Source organism: Pseudomonas sp. FP2196, assembly GCF_030687715.1.
GTDB lineage: Bacteria > Pseudomonadota > Gammaproteobacteria > Pseudomonadales > Pseudomonadaceae > Aquipseudomonas.
Map to the genome: position 1 here is coordinate 902,815 of NZ_CP117445.1, position 16,682 is coordinate 919,496.

General features: G+C 60.7%; 9 protein-coding genes and 1 pseudogene. 7 read left to right on the forward strand and 3 right to left on the reverse strand.

What is annotated here, in order from left to right:
• Nucleotides 1-18: 18 nt before the first annotated feature.
• The 4 genes and pseudogenes from ptsP (at nt 19) to PSH79_RS03960 (ending at nt 7,246) form a co-directional block, all read left to right on the forward strand.
• On the forward strand, nt 19-2,880 hold the full coding sequence (gene ptsP / locus PSH79_RS03945) for a phosphoenolpyruvate--protein phosphotransferase (protein ID WP_305441338.1): 2,862 nt from the start codon (nt 19-21) through the stop codon (nt 2,878-2,880).
• A complete protein-coding gene (pfkB, locus tag PSH79_RS03950) occupies nt 2,880-3,821 on the forward strand; it encodes a 1-phosphofructokinase (RefSeq protein ID WP_305441339.1) in 942 nt (313 codons plus the stop codon). The genes ptsP and pfkB overlap by 1 nt, the downstream gene beginning before the upstream one ends.
• A gap of 11 nt (nt 3,822-3,832) precedes the next feature.
• On the forward strand, nt 3,833-5,566 hold the full coding sequence (locus PSH79_RS03955) for a PTS fructose-like transporter subunit IIB (RefSeq protein ID WP_305441340.1): 1,734 nt from the start codon (nt 3,833-3,835) through the stop codon (nt 5,564-5,566).
• A 137-nt stretch (nt 5,567-5,703) separates the two neighbouring features.
• Nucleotides 5,704-7,246, forward strand: a pseudogene (locus PSH79_RS03960) (alkaline phosphatase).
• Between the two features lie 58 nt (nt 7,247-7,304).
• Here the strand turns inward: PSH79_RS03960 and PSH79_RS03965 are convergent.
• On the reverse strand, nt 7,305-9,833 hold the full coding sequence (locus PSH79_RS03965; RefSeq protein ID WP_305443864.1) for a sulfite reductase flavoprotein subunit alpha: 2,529 nt from the start codon (nt 9,831-9,833) through the stop codon (nt 7,305-7,307).
• A 154-nt stretch (nt 9,834-9,987) separates the two neighbouring features.
• Nucleotides 9,988-12,303 (reverse strand): TonB-dependent siderophore receptor, encoded by a 2,316-nt coding sequence (locus PSH79_RS03970; protein WP_305441341.1) that lies wholly within the window; start codon nt 12,301-12,303, stop codon nt 9,988-9,990.
• 207 nt (nt 12,304-12,510) lie between these two features.
• Here PSH79_RS03970 and PSH79_RS03975 point away from each other — a divergent pair, with 207 nt between their 5' ends.
• Together PSH79_RS03975 and PSH79_RS03980 are read left to right on the forward strand one after the other, a co-directional pair.
• Entirely contained in the window at nt 12,511-13,191 is a 681-nt protein-coding gene (locus PSH79_RS03975; protein WP_305441343.1) for a Fe2+-dependent dioxygenase, read from the forward strand.
• On the forward strand, nt 13,188-13,937 hold the full coding sequence (locus tag PSH79_RS03980; RefSeq protein WP_305441345.1) for a tetratricopeptide repeat protein: 750 nt from the start codon (nt 13,188-13,190) through the stop codon (nt 13,935-13,937). Before PSH79_RS03975 ends, PSH79_RS03980 begins: the two co-directional genes overlap by 4 nt.
• Nucleotides 13,938-14,084: 147 nt before the next feature.
• Here PSH79_RS03980 and PSH79_RS03985 read toward each other — a convergent pair whose 3' ends face one another.
• Nucleotides 14,085-15,248 (reverse strand): type III PLP-dependent enzyme, encoded by a 1,164-nt coding sequence (locus PSH79_RS03985; RefSeq protein ID WP_010213203.1) that lies wholly within the window; start codon nt 15,246-15,248, stop codon nt 14,085-14,087.
• 502 nt (nt 15,249-15,750) lie between these two features.
• Here PSH79_RS03985 and PSH79_RS03990 point away from each other — a divergent pair.
• Nucleotides 15,751-16,671, forward strand: a complete 921-nt coding sequence (locus PSH79_RS03990; protein WP_305441346.1) for a hypothetical protein — start codon at nt 15,751-15,753, stop codon at nt 16,669-16,671.
• Nucleotides 16,672-16,682: the final 11 nt, after the last annotated feature.

A 16,682-nucleotide genomic window follows, 5' to 3' on the forward strand; every position in this document is an offset into this window, starting at 1 on the left:
TGCCAAAAAGGAGATCGCATGCTCGAGCTCACTATAGAGCAGATATCCATGGGCCAATCGGCTGTGGATAAACCCGCTGCCCTGCAATTGCTGGCCAATCATCTGGTCGCCGATGGATTGGTCGCCGACGGATACCTGGCCGGACTGCAGGCCCGGGAAGCCCAGGGCTCGACCTTTCTCGGTCAAGGTATTGCCATCCCCCACGGTACCCCCGAAACCCGCGATCAGGTGTTCGCCACTGGCGTGCGCCTGATGCAGTTTCCTGAGGGTGTGGATTGGGGCGATGGCCAGATCGTTTATCTGGCCATCGGTATCGCCGCCAAATCCGACGAACACCTGCGCCTGTTGCAACTGCTGACCCGTGCCCTCGGCGAAACCGATCTGGGCCAGGCCTTGCGTCGCGCCAGTTCTCCCGAAGCGTTGCTGAAACTGCTGCAAGGCGCGCCGCAGGAATTGGCGCTGGACGCACAGATGATTGGCCTCGGTGTTGCTGCCGACGATTTCGAAGAGTTGGTCTGGCGGGGCGCGCGTCTGCTGCGTCAGGCTGATTGCGTGAGCAACGGTTTTGCCGGCGTGTTGCAGCAAGTCGAAGCGCTGCCGCTGGGCGACGGTTTGTGGTGGCTACACAGCGAACAAACCGTGAAGCGTCCGGGGCTGGCCTTCGTCACCCCGGACAAACCAATACGCTACCTCGGCCAACCGCTGAGCGGTCTGTTCTGCCTGGCCAGCCTCGGCGAAGCGCATCAGGCCTTGCTGGAGCGCCTGTGTGCGTTATTGATCGAAGGTCGCGGCCATGAACTGGGCCGTGCCACCAGCAGCCGCAAAGTCCTCGAAGTACTCGGCGGCGAGTTGCCGGCCGACTGGCCGAGCGCACGCATCGCCTTGGCCAACGCCCACGGTCTGCACGCGCGTCCGGCGAAAATCCTGGCGCAGCTGGCGAAGAGTTTTGATGGCGAAATCCGTGTGCGCATCGTCGACGGTCAGGACAGCGCCGTATCGGTGAAGAGTCTGAGCAAACTGCTCAGCCTCGGCGCCCGTCGTGGTCAGGTGTTGGAATTGATTGCCGAACCGAGCATCGCTGCCGATGCCTTGCCGGCACTCTTGGCCGCCATCGAAGAAGGCCTCGGCGAAGAAGTCGAGCCGCTGCCCGCCGTGAGTCAGCAACACGAAGTCATCGCCGACATTGCTGAAGTCGTGATCGCCCCGGCATCCGGTACTCAGTTGCAAGCGATTCCCGCTGCACCGGGCATCGCCATCGGCCCGGCGCACATTCAAGTTCAACAAACCATCGAATACCCGCTGCGTGGCGAATCCGCCGCCATTGAACGCGAGCGACTCAAGCAAGCGCTGAGCGATGTGCGCAGCGATATTCAGGGCTTGATCGAACGCAGCAAAGCCAAAGCCATTCGCGAGATTTTCATCACCCACCAGGAGATGCTCGACGATCCGGAACTGACCGACGAAGTCGACACGCGCCTCAAGCAAGGTGAAAGCGCCGAAGCGGCGTGGATGGCGGTGATCGAAGCCGCGGCGAAACAGCAGGAGTCGCTGCAGGACGCCTTGCTCGCCGAGCGTGCGGCGGATCTGCGTGATATCGGTCGCCGGGTGCTGGCGCAATTGTGTGGCGTGCAGACGCCGAACGAGCCTGAGCAGCCGTACATTCTGGTGATGGACGAAGTCGGCCCGTCCGACGTGGCGCGGCTCGATCCGGCGCGAGTAGCGGGGATTCTTACCGCACGCGGCGGTGCCACCGCACACAGTGCCATCGTCGCCCGTGCCTTGGGCATTCCGGCACTGGTCGGTGCAGGTGCGGCGGTGCTGCTGCTGGCGCCGGGCACGCCGTTGCTGCTCGACGGCCAACGCGGTCGCCTGCATGTCGACGCCGATGCCGCGACTCTGCAACGCGCCGCCGAAGAACGCGACACCCGCGAACAACGCCTCAAGGCTGCTGCCGAACAACGCCATCAACCGGCGCACACCACCGACGGCCACGCCGTGGAAGTGTTCGCCAACATTGGCGAAAGCGCTGGCGTCATCAGCGCGGTAGAGCAGGGCGCCGAAGGCATCGGCTTGCTGCGCACCGAACTGATTTTCATGGCCCACCCGCAAGCGCCGGACGAAGCCACCCAAGAAGCTGAATATCGCCGCGTTCTCGACGGCCTCGCCGGTCGACCGCTGGTGGTGCGCACGCTGGATGTCGGCGGCGACAAACCGCTGCCGTATTGGCCGATCGCCAAAGAGGAAAACCCGTTCCTCGGCGTGCGCGGCATTCGCCTGACCTTGCAACGTCCGCAGATCATGGAAGCGCAATTGCGCGCCTTGTTGCGCTCGGCGGACAACCGTCCGCTGCGGATCATGTTCCCGATGGTCGGCAGTGTCGAAGAGTGGCGTCAGGCGCGAGACATGACCGAACGTCTGCGTCTGGAAATCCCGGTCGCCGATCTGCAACTGGGGATCATGATCGAAGTGCCGTCCGCCGCATTGCTCGCGCCGGTCTTGGCCAAGGAAGTCGACTTCTTCAGCGTCGGCACCAACGACCTGACCCAATACACCCTGGCGATCGACCGTGGCCATCCAACGCTGTCGGCCCAGGCTGACGGCTTGCACCCGGCGGTGCTGCAACTGATCGACATCACCGTGCGTGCGGCCCATGCCCATGGCAAATGGGTCGGCGTGTGCGGCGAACTGGCGGCAGATCCGTTGGCGGTGCCGGTGCTGGTCGGCCTCGGCGTCGATGAGCTGAGCGTGTCCGGCCGCAGCATTGCCGAAGTGAAAGCACGCATCCGCGAAATCAGCCTGACCCAGGCGCAAACCCTTGCTCAACACGCCCTCTCCGTGGGCAGCGCCAATGAAGTGCGTGCATTAGTGGAGGCCCTGTAATGGCCAAGATTCTCACCCTGACCCTCAACCCGGCGCTGGACCTCACGGTCGAGTTGCCGGTACTGGCTGCCGGTCAGGTCAACCGCAGCGACGAGATGCACACCCACGCCGCCGGCAAAGGCGTGAACGTCGCGCAGGTGCTGGCCGACCTCGGCCATCAACTGACGGTCAGCGGCTTTCTCGGCGAAGACAATCTGCAAGCGTTCGAGACCCTGTTCGCCAAGCGTGGCTTTGTCGATGCGTTTGTCCGTGTGCCGGGCGAAACGCGCAGCAACATCAAAGTCGCCGAGCGCGATGGCCGTATCACCGACATCAACGGCCCGGGGCCGGTGGTCGATGCAGCGGCGCAGCAGGCATTGCTCGATCGTCTGGTGCAGATTGCGCCGGGGCACGACGCGGTGGTGGTCGCCGGCAGTCTGCCGCGCGGCGTGACTGCACAGTGGTTGCGTGAGCTGATCGAACGGCTGAATTCCCTCGGCCTGAAAGTCGCCCTCGATTCCAGCGGCGAAGCATTGCGCGAAGCGCTCAAGGCCAGTCCGTGGCTGATCAAACCGAACACGGAAGAGTTGGCTGATGCGCTCGGTTGCGAAGTGGTTTCCCACGCCGCCGAGGCGCAGGCAGCGGCGCAGTTGCACGGGCAAGGCATCGAACACGTGGTGATCTCCCACGGCGCCGACGGCGTGAACTGGTTCAGCGTCGGCTCGGCGCTGCATGCCTCGCCGCCAAAGGTCAGCGTCGCCAGCACGGTGGGTGCCGGTGATTCCCTGTTGGCCGGCATGCTCCACGGTTTGCTCAGTGCCGACACGCCCGAGCAAACCTTGCGCACGGCCACGGCGATTGCCGCAATGGCGGTGACGCAGATCGGTTTTGGCATCAACGACGCCGCGCAACTGGCGCAGCTCGAACAGGGCGTGCGCGTGCGCCCCCTGACAGAACAATAAGAGGGTTTGTCATGAAGTTAGCCATTGTTACGGCTTGCCCCAACGGCATGGTCACCAGTGTGCTGTGTGCCCGTTTGCTCGATGCGGCGGCCCAGCGTCAGGGTTGGAGCACCAGCGTCGAAGTGGTCGATGCGGCGCACCCGGAGCGCGAGTTGTCGGCCGCGACCATCGAAGCGGCCGAGTGGGTGTTGCTGGTCGCCACCGGTAACGTCGACATGACGCGTTTCGTCGGCAAACGGGTCTTCCAGATTGCCCCTGCGCAGGCCCTGCAAGATGTCGAAGCGGTGTTGCGCCGTGGTGCCGACGAAGCCGAAGTTTATGTCGCCAGCGCAGCCGCCCCGGCTGCCGTTGAGCAGCGTGCGCCGCGCATCGTCGCCATCACCGCGTGCCCGACCGGTGTTGCCCACACCTTCATGGCGGCGGAGGCTTTGCAGCAAACGGCCAAGCGTCTGGGCTATGAATTGCAGGTCGAAACCCAGGGCTCAGTCGGCGCGAAAACTCCCCTTAGCGCGACCGCGATTGCCGAGGCTGACGTGGTGCTGCTGGCGGCGGATATCGACGTCGCCACCGAGCGATTCGCCGGCAAGAAAATCTACCGCTGCGGCACCGGCATTGCCTTGAAGCAATCCGAAGCCACGCTGAAAAAAGCCCTCGCCGAAGGCCAGCAGGAAAGCGCCGCCAGCGACGGGAAGGCACCGGCCAAGTCGGAGAAAACGGGCGTCTACAAACACCTGCTGACCGGCGTGTCGTACATGCTGCCGATGGTGGTGGCGGGTGGTTTGATGATCGCGTTGTCGTTCGTCTTTGGCATTACCGCGTTCAAAGAGGAAGGCACGCTGGCGGCGGCACTGATGCAAATCGGCGGCGAGACCGCGTTCAAGTTGATGGTACCGTTGCTGGCGGGTTACATCGCCTACTCGATTGCCGACCGTCCGGGCCTGGCGCCAGGGATGATTGGCGGCCTGTTGGCGAGCACCTTGGGCGCCGGGTTTATCGGCGGGATCGTCGCCGGGTTTATCGCCGGTTATGCGGCCAAGGCGATCAGTCGATATGTCGCGTTGCCGCAAAGTCTTGAGGCACTGAAACCGATTCTGATCATCCCGTTGTTCGCCAGCCTGTTTACCGGTCTGGTGATGATCTACGTGGTTGGCAAACCGGTGGCGGGCATGCTCGCAGCGCTCACTCAATTTCTCGACAGCATGGGCACCACCAACGCGATCCTGCTTGGGGTCGTGCTCGGCGGCATGATGTGCGTCGACCTCGGTGGGCCGATCAACAAAGCCGCGTATGCGTTCTCGGTGGGGCTGCTGGCGTCGCAAAGTTACGCGCCGATGGCCGCAACCATGGCGGCCGGGATGGTGCCGCCGATTGGTCTGGGCATCGCCACGTTCATCGCCCGGCGCAAGTTCGCACAGACCGAACGCGAGGCCGGCAAGGCTGCCTTCGTGTTGGGGCTGTGCTTTATCTCCGAAGGGGCGATTCCGTTTGCCGCGAAAGATCCGTTGCGGGTGATTCCTGCGAGCATCGCTGGCGGTGCGCTGACCGGTGCGTTGTCGATGTACTTTGGCTGCAAACTGATGGCGCCGCACGGTGGCTTGTTCGTCATGTTGATCCCGAATGCGATCAACCATGCGCTGTTGTATTTGCTGGCGATTGTGGCGGGGAGTCTGTTGACGGCGGTGGTCTACGCGACGGTCAAGCGCCCGGAAGCCGTCGAGTTGGCAGTTGAGCCGGTAAAAGCTTAAGGTCAAAAGATCGCAGCCTGCGGCAGCTCCTACAAGGGATCGCGGTTCTCTGTAGGAGCTGCCGCAGGCTGCGATCTTTGTTGTCATCCACGATTCATGATCCCGTGCTTTAGTTTTCCTTTTTCAGGGAGAGCAGCATGAGCGATTTCAATGTGGGTCGTCGGCGTGTCATGCAAGTGGTCGGCGCCGGTCTGTTGATGCCGAGCCTGGCGCCGGCAGTGATTGCGTCGGTCAAGGATCGCCCGCAACTTACCGACGGCGTCCAGTCGGGCGACCTGCAAGGTGATCGCGCGATGATCTGGAGTCGCAGCGACCGTCCGGCGCGGATGGTGGTCGAGTGGGACACCCGCAGTCAGTTTCGCAATCCACGCCGGGTCGTCTCTGCGTTGGCCGATGCCCACAGCGATTTCACTGCCCGCGTTGAGCTCACCGGGCTGCCCGCCGATCAGGCGATTTTCTATCGCGTGTATTTCAAGGATGCCCGCACTGGCGTCGCCAGCGAACCGTGGCTCGGCCACTTGCGCAGCGCACCGACGGCGCGACGCAATATTCGTTTTGTCTGGAGCGGCGACACCGTCGGCCAGGGCTTCGGCATCAACCCGGACATAGGCGGCATGCGTATCTACGAAGCCATGCGCCTGCGCCTGCCGGACTTCTTTATCCACAGCGGCGATACCATCTACGCCGACGGCCCGGTGCCGGCACAGCTGACGACCGAAAACGGTCGGGTGTGGCGCAACATCACCACCGAAGCCAAGAGCAAAGTTGCCCAGACCCTCGACGACTATCGCGGCAACTACCGCTACAACCTGATGGACGAAAACATCCGCCGCTTCAACGCCGAAGTGCCGCAGATCTGGCAGTGGGACGACCATGAAGTGGTCAACAACTGGTCGCCCGGCAAACAGCTCGACGAGCGTTATCAGGAAAAAGATATCCACACCCTGGTGGGCCGTGCACGCAAGGCCTGGCTGGAATATTCGCCGATGCGCTTGCAGGCGGCCGACGGTGGCGGGCGGATTTATCGCAAGATCAGTTACGGGCCGATGCTCGATGTGTTTGTGCTGGATATGCGCAGTTATCGAGAGGCCAACGACGACAACCTCGGGGCGGCGAAACCGTTTCTGGGGCGTGAGCAACTGAACTGGCTCAAGCGAGGCTTGAAGAAATCGAAAGCCCAATGGAAGGTGATTGCCGCCGACATGCCGATTGGTCTTGGTGTGCCGGATGGCGAGGTGAGTCCGGGGGTGACGCGCTGGGAAGCGGTGGCCAACGGCGATCCGGGGCCGGCGCAGGGTCGAGAGCTGGAAATCGCCGAATTGCTCGGTTATCTGCGAGCGCAGCAGGTGCGCAATTTTGTCTTTCTGACGGCAGACGTGCATTACTGCGCGGCGCATCACTACCATCCCGACCGTGCCGCGTTTCAGGATTTCGAGCCGTTCTGGGAATTTGTCGCGGGGCCGTTGAACGCCGGAAGTTTTGGGCCAAACCCACTGGATAAGACGTTTGGGCCAGAGGTGGTGTTCGAGAAGGCACCGCCGGCACAGAACACTTCGCCGTTTGCCGGCTTTCAGTTTTTTGGCGAGGTGAATATTGAAGGGCGGAGCGGGGAGATGAGTGTGGTGTTGCGGGATTTGAATGGGGGGGGCGGTGTTTGAGCGGAAGTTGCAGCCCGTCTGATTTCACCCTCCCCGTGTAGGAGCAGCCTGCGGCAGCTCCTACAGGGGAATGAGTGGGGTCAGTAAACGTCCCTGCGATAACGTCCCTGTTCGATCAGACGTTCGACTTCGGCGGCGCCGAGGATCTCGTTGAGTGCCTGGTCCACGCCTGATGCCATCCCCTGCAAGCTGCCGCAGATATAAATGACAGCACCGTCGGCCAGCCATTTTTTCAACTCATCAGCCGACTCCCGCAAGCGATCCTGCACATAAATCTTCTCGGCCTGATCCCGCGAGAACGCCAGATCCAGCCGCGCCAGATCACCGTTGATCAACCACTCTTCCAGCTCCGCACGGCACAGGTAGTCGTGCTCACGATTGCGCTCGCCAAACAGCAGCCACTGGCGCTGCTGACCATCGGCAATCCGTGCCTTGAGCAAACTGCGCAGCCCGGCCAGTCCCGTGCCGTTACCCAGCAGGATCATTGGCACGGGCTCGTTCGGTAGATGGAAACCGCTGTTACGCCGTACGCGCAAGCTGATACTGCCACCCACCGGCGCATGCTCGGTCAACCAGCCGGAGCCAATCCCGAGGCTGCCGTCGCTGTGTTGTTCCTGACGCACGATCAGCTCCAGCAAACCGTCGGCGGCAATCGAAGCGATCGAGTATTCGCGCATGGCCAGCGGCACCATGGCATCGACCAGCGCCTGCGCATGCAAGCCCACCAGATGCGCGCGATGCTCGGGCAGTTGGCGCGAGGCCAGCGCCACTTCAAGCGGTTCTTCGAGGCCGTTGATGTTCACCGTTGTCTGGCCACGAATGCCGAGGCCGTCGAGGAAGTGCTCGATGATCCACGGGCAGTTGCGCGGCAGCACTTCCACCAGATCACCGGCCAGCCAACTGCTGGTATTCGGCGCGCCAAGGCCCAACAGATAAACCGGCGAGCCGCTGCTGTCCGGGTTCATCAGTTCGCGACGCACCAGTGTCCAGTTGTCGTAGCTCGGCGCCTGCCAGGTGTCGACCGGTGCTTGCCCGGTGAGCTGGCCCAGTTGGGTTTGCCAGTGACGCAGCGCATACGGATCGCCGCTGTCGACTTCCACCGGTGCAAACAACGTCTTGCCACCGTGTTCGCTCAACCACTGATGCAGGCGTCGGGCGAACCCGCAGAAGTGTTGATACTGTCGATCGCCCAGACCCAGCACCGCGTAGTTCAGGCTGTCGAATGTCGAGGCTTTGCCCAGCACCTTGCGTTCGAAACCACGGGCGCTGTCCGGCGCTTCGCCGTCGCCGAAGGTACTGACGACGAACAGCGCGTTGGTTGAATCACGCAGATCCTGTTCGCTGACATTGGCCAGCGGCTGCACTTTCACTGGCAACCCGGCGGCCTGCAATTGGCCGGCGGTCTGCCAGGCCAGTTGCTCGGCAAAACCGCTCTGGCTGGCGAAGCCGATCAGCCACGCCGGAGCATCACCGGCCGGTTGTGCGAGGCCTTTGCGCGCATCCTTGATCTGCTTTTTCTTGCGACGGCGATCCAGATATAACAGCCATCCGGTGATGAAGAACAGCGGCATGCACACCGCTGCGAGGGTGATGATGATTCGTCCGACGAGGCCGAAATAACTGCCGACGTGCAACGCATAAATGCTGGTCAACAGTTGTGCCTTGAAGCTCTTGTCGGCGTAGCGGTCGACGCGTTTGACGATGCCGGTGGCCGGGTCGAGGGTGATCTGGTTCAACGCGCGATCATGCGGCGAGCTGTCGAGCAGGTAGAACACCGTCGCCGGTTGGCCGGCCACGGGCGGCATGCGGATGTTGTAAGCGGACAGACCCGGGCCGGCGGCGCTGTAGATGCTGCTCCACATCGCGGCGTAGTCGGCGGTCGGTGCCGGGCCTTCTGGCGCTGGCCCTCGACCACCGCGTACGCGTTCGTTTTGCGGGGCGTCGGAAAGCAGTCTGGTCAGGCCCTTGTTGTACCACTCGTAAGACCACGACAACCCGGTCAGCGCCAGCAGCAGATACACCAACAGGCACCAAGTGCCCGCTACAGAGTGCAGGTCCCAGTTAAAGGCACGGCCCTTTTTCTTCCAGTCGAGGGTCAGCCACACGCGCCAGCTGTTCCATTGGCGCGGCCAGCGCAGGTAAAGGCCGGAGAGGCAGAAGAACAGCAGTATCAGGGTGCAGGCGCCGGTGATGTTGCGACCGGTGTCGCCCATGGCGAGGAAACGGTGCAACTGCAGCATCAGGCCGAAGAAGTCCTGACCCACGGCATTGCCCATGAACTCGCCGGTGTACGGGTCGAAGTAGCGCATCTCGCCACGGCGCTCGCCTTTGGGCGGGGTGAAGAAGACTTTCGCCGCGTGGCCGCTGTCGGTCTCGACCCAGAGCATCGAGACTTTTTTGCCCGAGGTGGCTTCGATGTGTTCTACCAGTTCAACGGGGGGCAGCACGCCGGCAACTTGTTTTTCCACCTGCAACACCGACGGGTTCAGCGCCCGCAGGATCTCGTCCTGGAACGAATAGGCCGCGCCGGTGATGCCCATCAGGGCCAGCACCAGGCCGGCAGTGATGCCAAAAAACCAGTGCAACTGGAACAGGGTTTTCTTCAACACGTCACTCGCCGTCCGTTCGGAAATTGTCATCACGGCGCGCATTATGCCGTGGGTTATCGAGAGCTTCTTTGATTACGCACAAAAGCCCCGTTCAATTGAATGAACGGGGCCTGCTGTTTTGTAGGAGTTGCGTGCCGCAGCTCCTACAGGTTCCTTAGAAGTGGAAGTTGGTGCTCAACAGTGCCGTACGGCCCGCCGCCTGGTTGGCGAAGTGGGTCGAGAAGGCTTTGTCGTAATAGGTTTCGTTGGTCAGGTTCTGCACATTGAGTTGCAGGTCGACGTTCTTGGTCAGCTTGTAAGCGGCCATTGCGTCGTAGCGAACATAGGAGTCGACCATCGTGGTGTTGGCCACGTTGCCGAACACGTCGTCGACGTAGAACGCGCCGCCACCGATGGTCAGTTTCGGCGTGACTTGGTAAGTGGTCCACAGGCTGGCGCTGTTTTTCGGCGTGTTAGGCAGTTGATTGCCATCGGTGGCGCGGTTCAATGCGCCGCCATCGACCTGCTCGCTGTCCATGTAGGCATAACCTGCGAACACCTGCCATTTGTCGGTGATCTTGCCGCTGGCCGACAGTTCGATACCTTGCACGCGGGTTATGCCGGCGTTCTCGTACGACGTGGTATCGACTTGCACGCGCGCGTTTTCTTTCTCGGTACGGAAGATATCGGCGGTCAGCGACAGGCGATCATTGAGCAAATCCCACTTGGTACCGATTTCGTAGTTCTTGGTGGTTTCCGGCTCCATGTCGCTGCTCAGCAGGTTGCCGCTGCGATCCGGCGTGCCACCCAGCGGGTTGCCTTCCTGACCTTCACCGAGAGTGTTGCCCGGCGGGGTAGCGGAGGTGGCGTAAGAAGCATAGATGCTGCCGTTTTCCGCCGGTTTGTAGACCACGCCGAACTGGCCGGTAACGAACTCGCTGGTGTCATCGCCCTTGGAGGTGGTGGCGCCCGCAGCGGTGTAGGTTTTGTACTCGGTGTCGAAGTGGTCGTAACGCAGCCCCATGTTCACCAGCCATTGCTCGGACAATTCCAGGGTGTCAAACACATACAGCGCGTAAGTGTTGGCCTTGGTGTCGGTGCCGGCGTAGTTACGCGAGATCGCGCCGTTCCACGGGTCGTTCGGGTTCGGGTTCGACAGCGAGGTGCAGTTGTAGCCACTCGACGCGCCGATCATCGACGGGGTGCAGTTGGTGGTCGCGGCGCTGGAACGCGGCGTGGTGTCGGTGTTGACGTTGTACGAGGATTTCTGGCTGTCCTCGCGGGTGTATTCCACACCGGTGGAGAAGCTGTTCTTGAAGCCGGCGACGTAGAAATTGCCGAACAGGTCAGTCTGGTTGGTGGTGGTCTCGGTGTTGCTCACCCGAGTGTTCGCACGACGCCAGACGCTGCCGTTGTTGACGTTGCCCTTGCTGTCGTCCGGCTGGGTCAGGATGTAGTCCTGCATGCTGGTGCCGTGGCGCAGGGTGTTCTTGATCGTCAGCGAGTCGCTCAGGTCATGCTCGATGGCGAAGGTGGCGGTGTCGGTGCGGCCTTTGCGGAAATCGCGATCCAGACCGTAGAAATTGCTGTGGTCACCGCCGGCGTATGGCTTGTCCGGGTTGGACTTGGTGCGTGCTGCCGAGCCACCGGTCGGGAGGGTGTACGGGACACCCGAATCCGGAGTGTCATTGCTTTCGAGATGGTAGTAGTCGAGGTTGACGCGGGTGTCGGTGCCCAGGCCGAAGGCCAGCGATGGCGCGATACCCCAGCGGTCGTAGTCGACCTTGTCGCGGCCGGCGACGTTGCTCTCGTGGCTCATCAGGTTCAGACGGCCGGCAGCGGTGTCGCTGAACTGATAGTTGCCGTCGAGGGTGTAACGCTGGGTCTGGTCGGAGCCCCAGGTGAAACCACCGTCGAACGAGTTGCCCAAGTGCGCTTTCTTGCTCACCAGGTTGATGCTGCCGCCCGCCGCGCCGCGACCGCCAATGGCGGAATTCGGGCCCTTGCTGACTTCAATGTTTTCTACCGCGAAAATCTCGCGGCTCTGCGAACCGGTGTCGCGCACGCCATCAAGATAAGTGTCGCCCTGAGCGTCGAAACCGCGGATGAACGGACGGTCGCCCTGCGGGTTGCCGCCTTCGCCGGCTCCGAAGGTGATGCCCGGAACGGTACGCAGCGCGTCCTGCATGTTCAGGGCGCCGGTATCCTTGAGGACTTGTTGTGGAATCACAGTCACCGAGCGCGGCGTGTCGACCAGCGGTGCGGTGTACTTGGGCGAGGAGGCTTTTTCGACTTGGTAGGAGGTCGCGTCCTGGGCTTCGCCGGTGATGGACGTGGCGTCCAGGGCGATGGCATTGCCGGCAGCTTTGCTGTCGGTCTTTTCGGCGGCGAACGCCATGTGGCCTGCGGAGCCGGCGGTGATTGCCACGCCGATTGCAGAGGCGAGCAGACGTGGTGAACTGACCGGTAGTTGAGCTGGTTGACGTGCCATTTTTATTCCCCTCCCCAAGGATTTGAGGTCGCGGAATATAGGGTAAACAGTTATTCGTATCAATTGCGAAACATTGTTATTCGCACTGAATTTACATTCTTTACAATTTAGCCTTACGGTTTTTACTGATTCATTCGTCTCGCGGGTTTTACTTGGCCAATAAGAATCAATACCATTGGCACCCCTTTGCCATCAGGTACGTTCGCCATGCTGCTGCACATTCCCGGCCTGTTCGCGAAAGAAGAAGTGCAGCGCATCCGCCAGGTGCTGGAAGAAGCGGATTGGGCCGATGGCAAGATCACCGCCGGGTTCCAATCGGCCAAGGCCAAGCACAATCTGCAACTGCCTGAAGGCCATCCGCTGGCCAAGGAAATCGGCGCGGCAATGCTTGAACGGCTGTGGCAAAACCCGCTGTTCATGTCTGCCGCGCTGCCACACAAAGTGTTCCCGCCGTTACTCAACTGCTACACGGCTGGCGGCAGTTTCGATTTCCACATCGACAACGCCGTGCGCCAGCCCAAGGGCAGCATCGAGCGGGTGCGTACCGATCTGTCGGCCACGCTGTTCTTCAGCGAGCCTGAGGATTACGACGGTGGCGAACTGGAGATCCAGGACACCTTCGGCTCCCAGCAAGTGAAACTGCCCGCCGGCGACATGGTGCTGTACCCCGGCACCAGCCTGCACAAGGTCAATGCGGTCACGCGCGGTGCGCGTTATGCGTCGTTTTTCTGGACGCAAAGTCTGGTGCGCGAAGACAGTCAGCGTGCCTTGCTGTTCGAGATGGACGGAGCGATCCAGCAGCTCACTCGGGACATGCCTGATCACCCGTCGTTGATCCGCCTCACTGGGACGTATCACAACTTGCTGCGTCGCTGGGTCGAGGTATGAGTTTTCAACTGCGTCGCGAGGAAGTCCTCGACGCCTCGGGGCTGGCAGCGATGCTCGAAGAAAGCCCGGCCCGTGCAGCTCAGGCGATCTTGCTGGCGGCGGGCGAAGGTGTTGTAGAGGCGCAGGCGTTGCTCGGACAGATCCTGCTCGATGGCCGGGGCATTGCCCAGGATCAAGCGCTGGCAATGCGCTGGTTCGGGATTGCCGCCGGGCAAGGTCATCTGATGGCGCGCAACATGCTCGGCCGTTGTCACGAGCACGGCTGGGGTTGTGCTGCGGATGCTGCGGTTGCCGCGCGGCATTATCGCGTCGCCGCAGATGCCGGGCTGGACTGGGCGATGTACAACCTCGCCAATTTGCTGGCGACCGGGCGTGGTGTGACGGTGGATCATCCGCAGGCGTTGGCGCTGTATCAACGCGCCGCTGAGGCCGGTCACGCCAAATCGATGAATCTGCTCGGGCGTTATCTGGAAGAAGGACAGGTGTGTCCGGTGGATTCGGTCGCTGCGCGCAACTGGTATCGGCGTTCGGCAGAAGGCGGGGATTTTCGCGGGCAGTTCAGTTTTGCGGCGGTTTTGGCGGGTGAGGGCAATGTCGATGAAGCCATTCTCTGGCTTGAGAAGGCCTTGGCCGGTGGCAACCTGAATTTCCTGCGAGTAGCGAGTCAGAGGCTGGCGAGCGCAACGGATCCCAGACTCCAGGCCATGGCCAATCAATATTCCCAACGCTACGCGCAATCCCTGTAGGAGCTGCCGCAGGCTGCGAGCTTTTGACTTTGATTTTTTAAAAGCCAGATCAAAAGATCGCAACCTGCGGCAGTTCCTACAAGGGATTTGCGGACACAAAAAAGCCCATGACACGTCATGGGCTTTTTGCGTTTCGGCGTGTGTGCGTTACACGTAGAACGACTTCAACGGCGGAAAGCCATTGAACTCAACCGCGCTGTAACTGGTGGTGTAAGCACCGGTCGACAACCAGTACAGACGATCACCGATTGCCAGGTTCAGCGGCAGGCCGTACTTGTAGTTTTCGTACATGATGTCGGCGCTGTCGCAGGTAGGGCCGGCGATGACGACTTCTTCCATCTCGCCTTTTTTCTCGGTCCAGATCGGGAACTTGATCGCCTCGTCCATGGTTTCGATCAGGCCGGAGAACTTGCCCACATCGGTGTACACCCAACGCTCGACGGCGGTGCGGGATTTACGTGCAACCAGCACCACTTCGCTGACCAGAATGCCGGCGTTGGCGATCAGCGAACGGCCCGGCTCCAGGATGATTTCCGGCAGGTCATCACCGAAGTCTTCTTTCAGGAAACGAATGATTTCTTCAGCGTAGGTTTCCAGGCTGTTGGTGCGGGTGATGTAGTTGGCCGGGAAGCCACCGCCCATGTTGATCAGCTTCAGGTGAATGCCGTCTTCTTCTTTCAGACGTTCGAAGATCACTTTGACCTTGGCGATCGCCGCATCCCAGACGCTGATGTCACGCTGCTGCGAACCGACGTGGAACGAGATGCCGTAAGGCACCAGGCCCAGGTCGCGAGCAAGGATCAGCAGGTCCATGGCCATGTCGGTCTGGCAGCCGAATTTACGCGACAGTGGCCAGTCAGCCGTGGTCGAGCCTTCGGTGAGGATGCGCACATACACTTTCGAGCCCGGTGCAGCCTTGGCAATGTTGCGCAGGTCGGCTTCGGAGTCGGTGGAGAACAGACGCACACCCTTCTCATAGAAGTAGCGGATGTCCTTGGATTTCTTGATGGTGTTGCCGTAGCTGATACGGTCGGCGCTGACACCGCGATCCATCACTTTGTCCAGCTCGTAGATCGAGGCGATGTCGAAGCTCGAACCTTTCTCTTTGAGCAGGTCGATGATCTCGACGGCCGGGTTGGCCTTGACCGCGTAGTAGACCTTGGCGAATTCGAAACCGGCGCGCAGGTCATCGTAGGCCTGGCTGATCATCGCGGTGTCGATCACCACGAATGGGGTTTCCTGTTTGTCGGCGAACGCCTTCATTTTGTCAAAAGTGGCGCGCGCGAAATAATCTTCGACGTTGATCGACATGCTGGGAGACTCCTAAGGGCAAACTGAATTGATCAATGGGTGCAAATGAACGTCCTCCGTATCCCCACTTTGGTTCGCCTACTTCCCAAGGCATGTCGCCGAAAGCAAAAAGGCCACGGGTGTGAAGCTTCCCTTGGCCTTGCTGTCTCGTCGTCAGTACTTGAGCCGGATGGATCGTTTCCAGCATGGACGTTCGGCGCGAACTTTAGGGCGTGAGGGGCCTGAGATCAACTAAAAATGTCGCGTTTTTGCAAGCTTCCGTCGTGCGGTCTTGCTCCGTTACTGATGTAACCGACCGATATGACAGGCTGATGTTCCCCGGCGCTCCGTTAGACACGGTTCGTGCATCATGGAAAAACAGAAATAAGGCCTGGTTTTTTAATTTCGAATAAGCCTCGGAAAAGGACGAAATACTAGTATTTCTGACAGGTGTCTGCGCTCAGCTTTATTTTTATGATCGGCCCGGCAGCTCATTAATCAAATGGGCTTAGGGAGAATCGTAATGAACAGATTATGGCTATGGTTGATTGTGTTTACGCTGTCCGGATGCGTGAGTCATGAGGTCGTGACGCCACCGGGTCCCGTTCCTCAAGAGCAACAAGTTGGCGCCCAGGCATCGGGGGTGATGGCCCCGTTGCCTGGGCCGGAAACCGCGGTCTTCCTGACACAGAGATATAACGACAAGAGAAACATGTGCCGAGACAACCCGTCAGCGCCCGCATTCCTGTGTACCGGAGTCATGCTCAGAGCGACACAACCTTCTACCCAGTACCATTTCTGGAATCCCAATCCATCGTCGACCGGTGTGTCTTTTTCGTACCTGCGGGCGGATGCGAAGTTCAGCAAGTTGGTCTTCGGCTATAACAACGGATTTATTTTTTATCCGTATTTTTTCAAACCGCACGGAAAAATCGAGCCGGAAATACTTTGCTTCTTTCCCGTGGACGGTGCAACGAACGGCCGTCCTGATCAGGGATGTGGCCAAAGTCCGGGGATAGCGGCCAGTCGGCCTTGCCAGGACCAAGGCATCAATACCGCTGCTCAATATATGACTCATTACAATCAGAGCCCGAGCAAATATGGAACTCTCTGCGGTTTCAATGTGCGCGACTCTCTGAATCAAGGAGCCACGACGGCTTTCAACGAAGCGATCAAGGCTCAAGGGCAGGGTGGAAACTTTGCCTTCGCCACGCAGAATGAATTCCGTCTGGCCAAGTGGGCACAGGACCTGGGGCCGACAGTGCCGATCGAGGCGGTTTTTTATGTGAACGATTCGGGCAAGGCCGGCGCGCAGTATGACCAGCGAGATTTCAAGGAGCAGACGGGTATCTGGGTTCCTGCGATCAGGATCACGTTGCCGCAGACAACGGGGGCTGCTGTGCGGTTCGATTTCATCCCCGCAGACCAGGCCATTTCTTCCTGATCAGAGCGGAC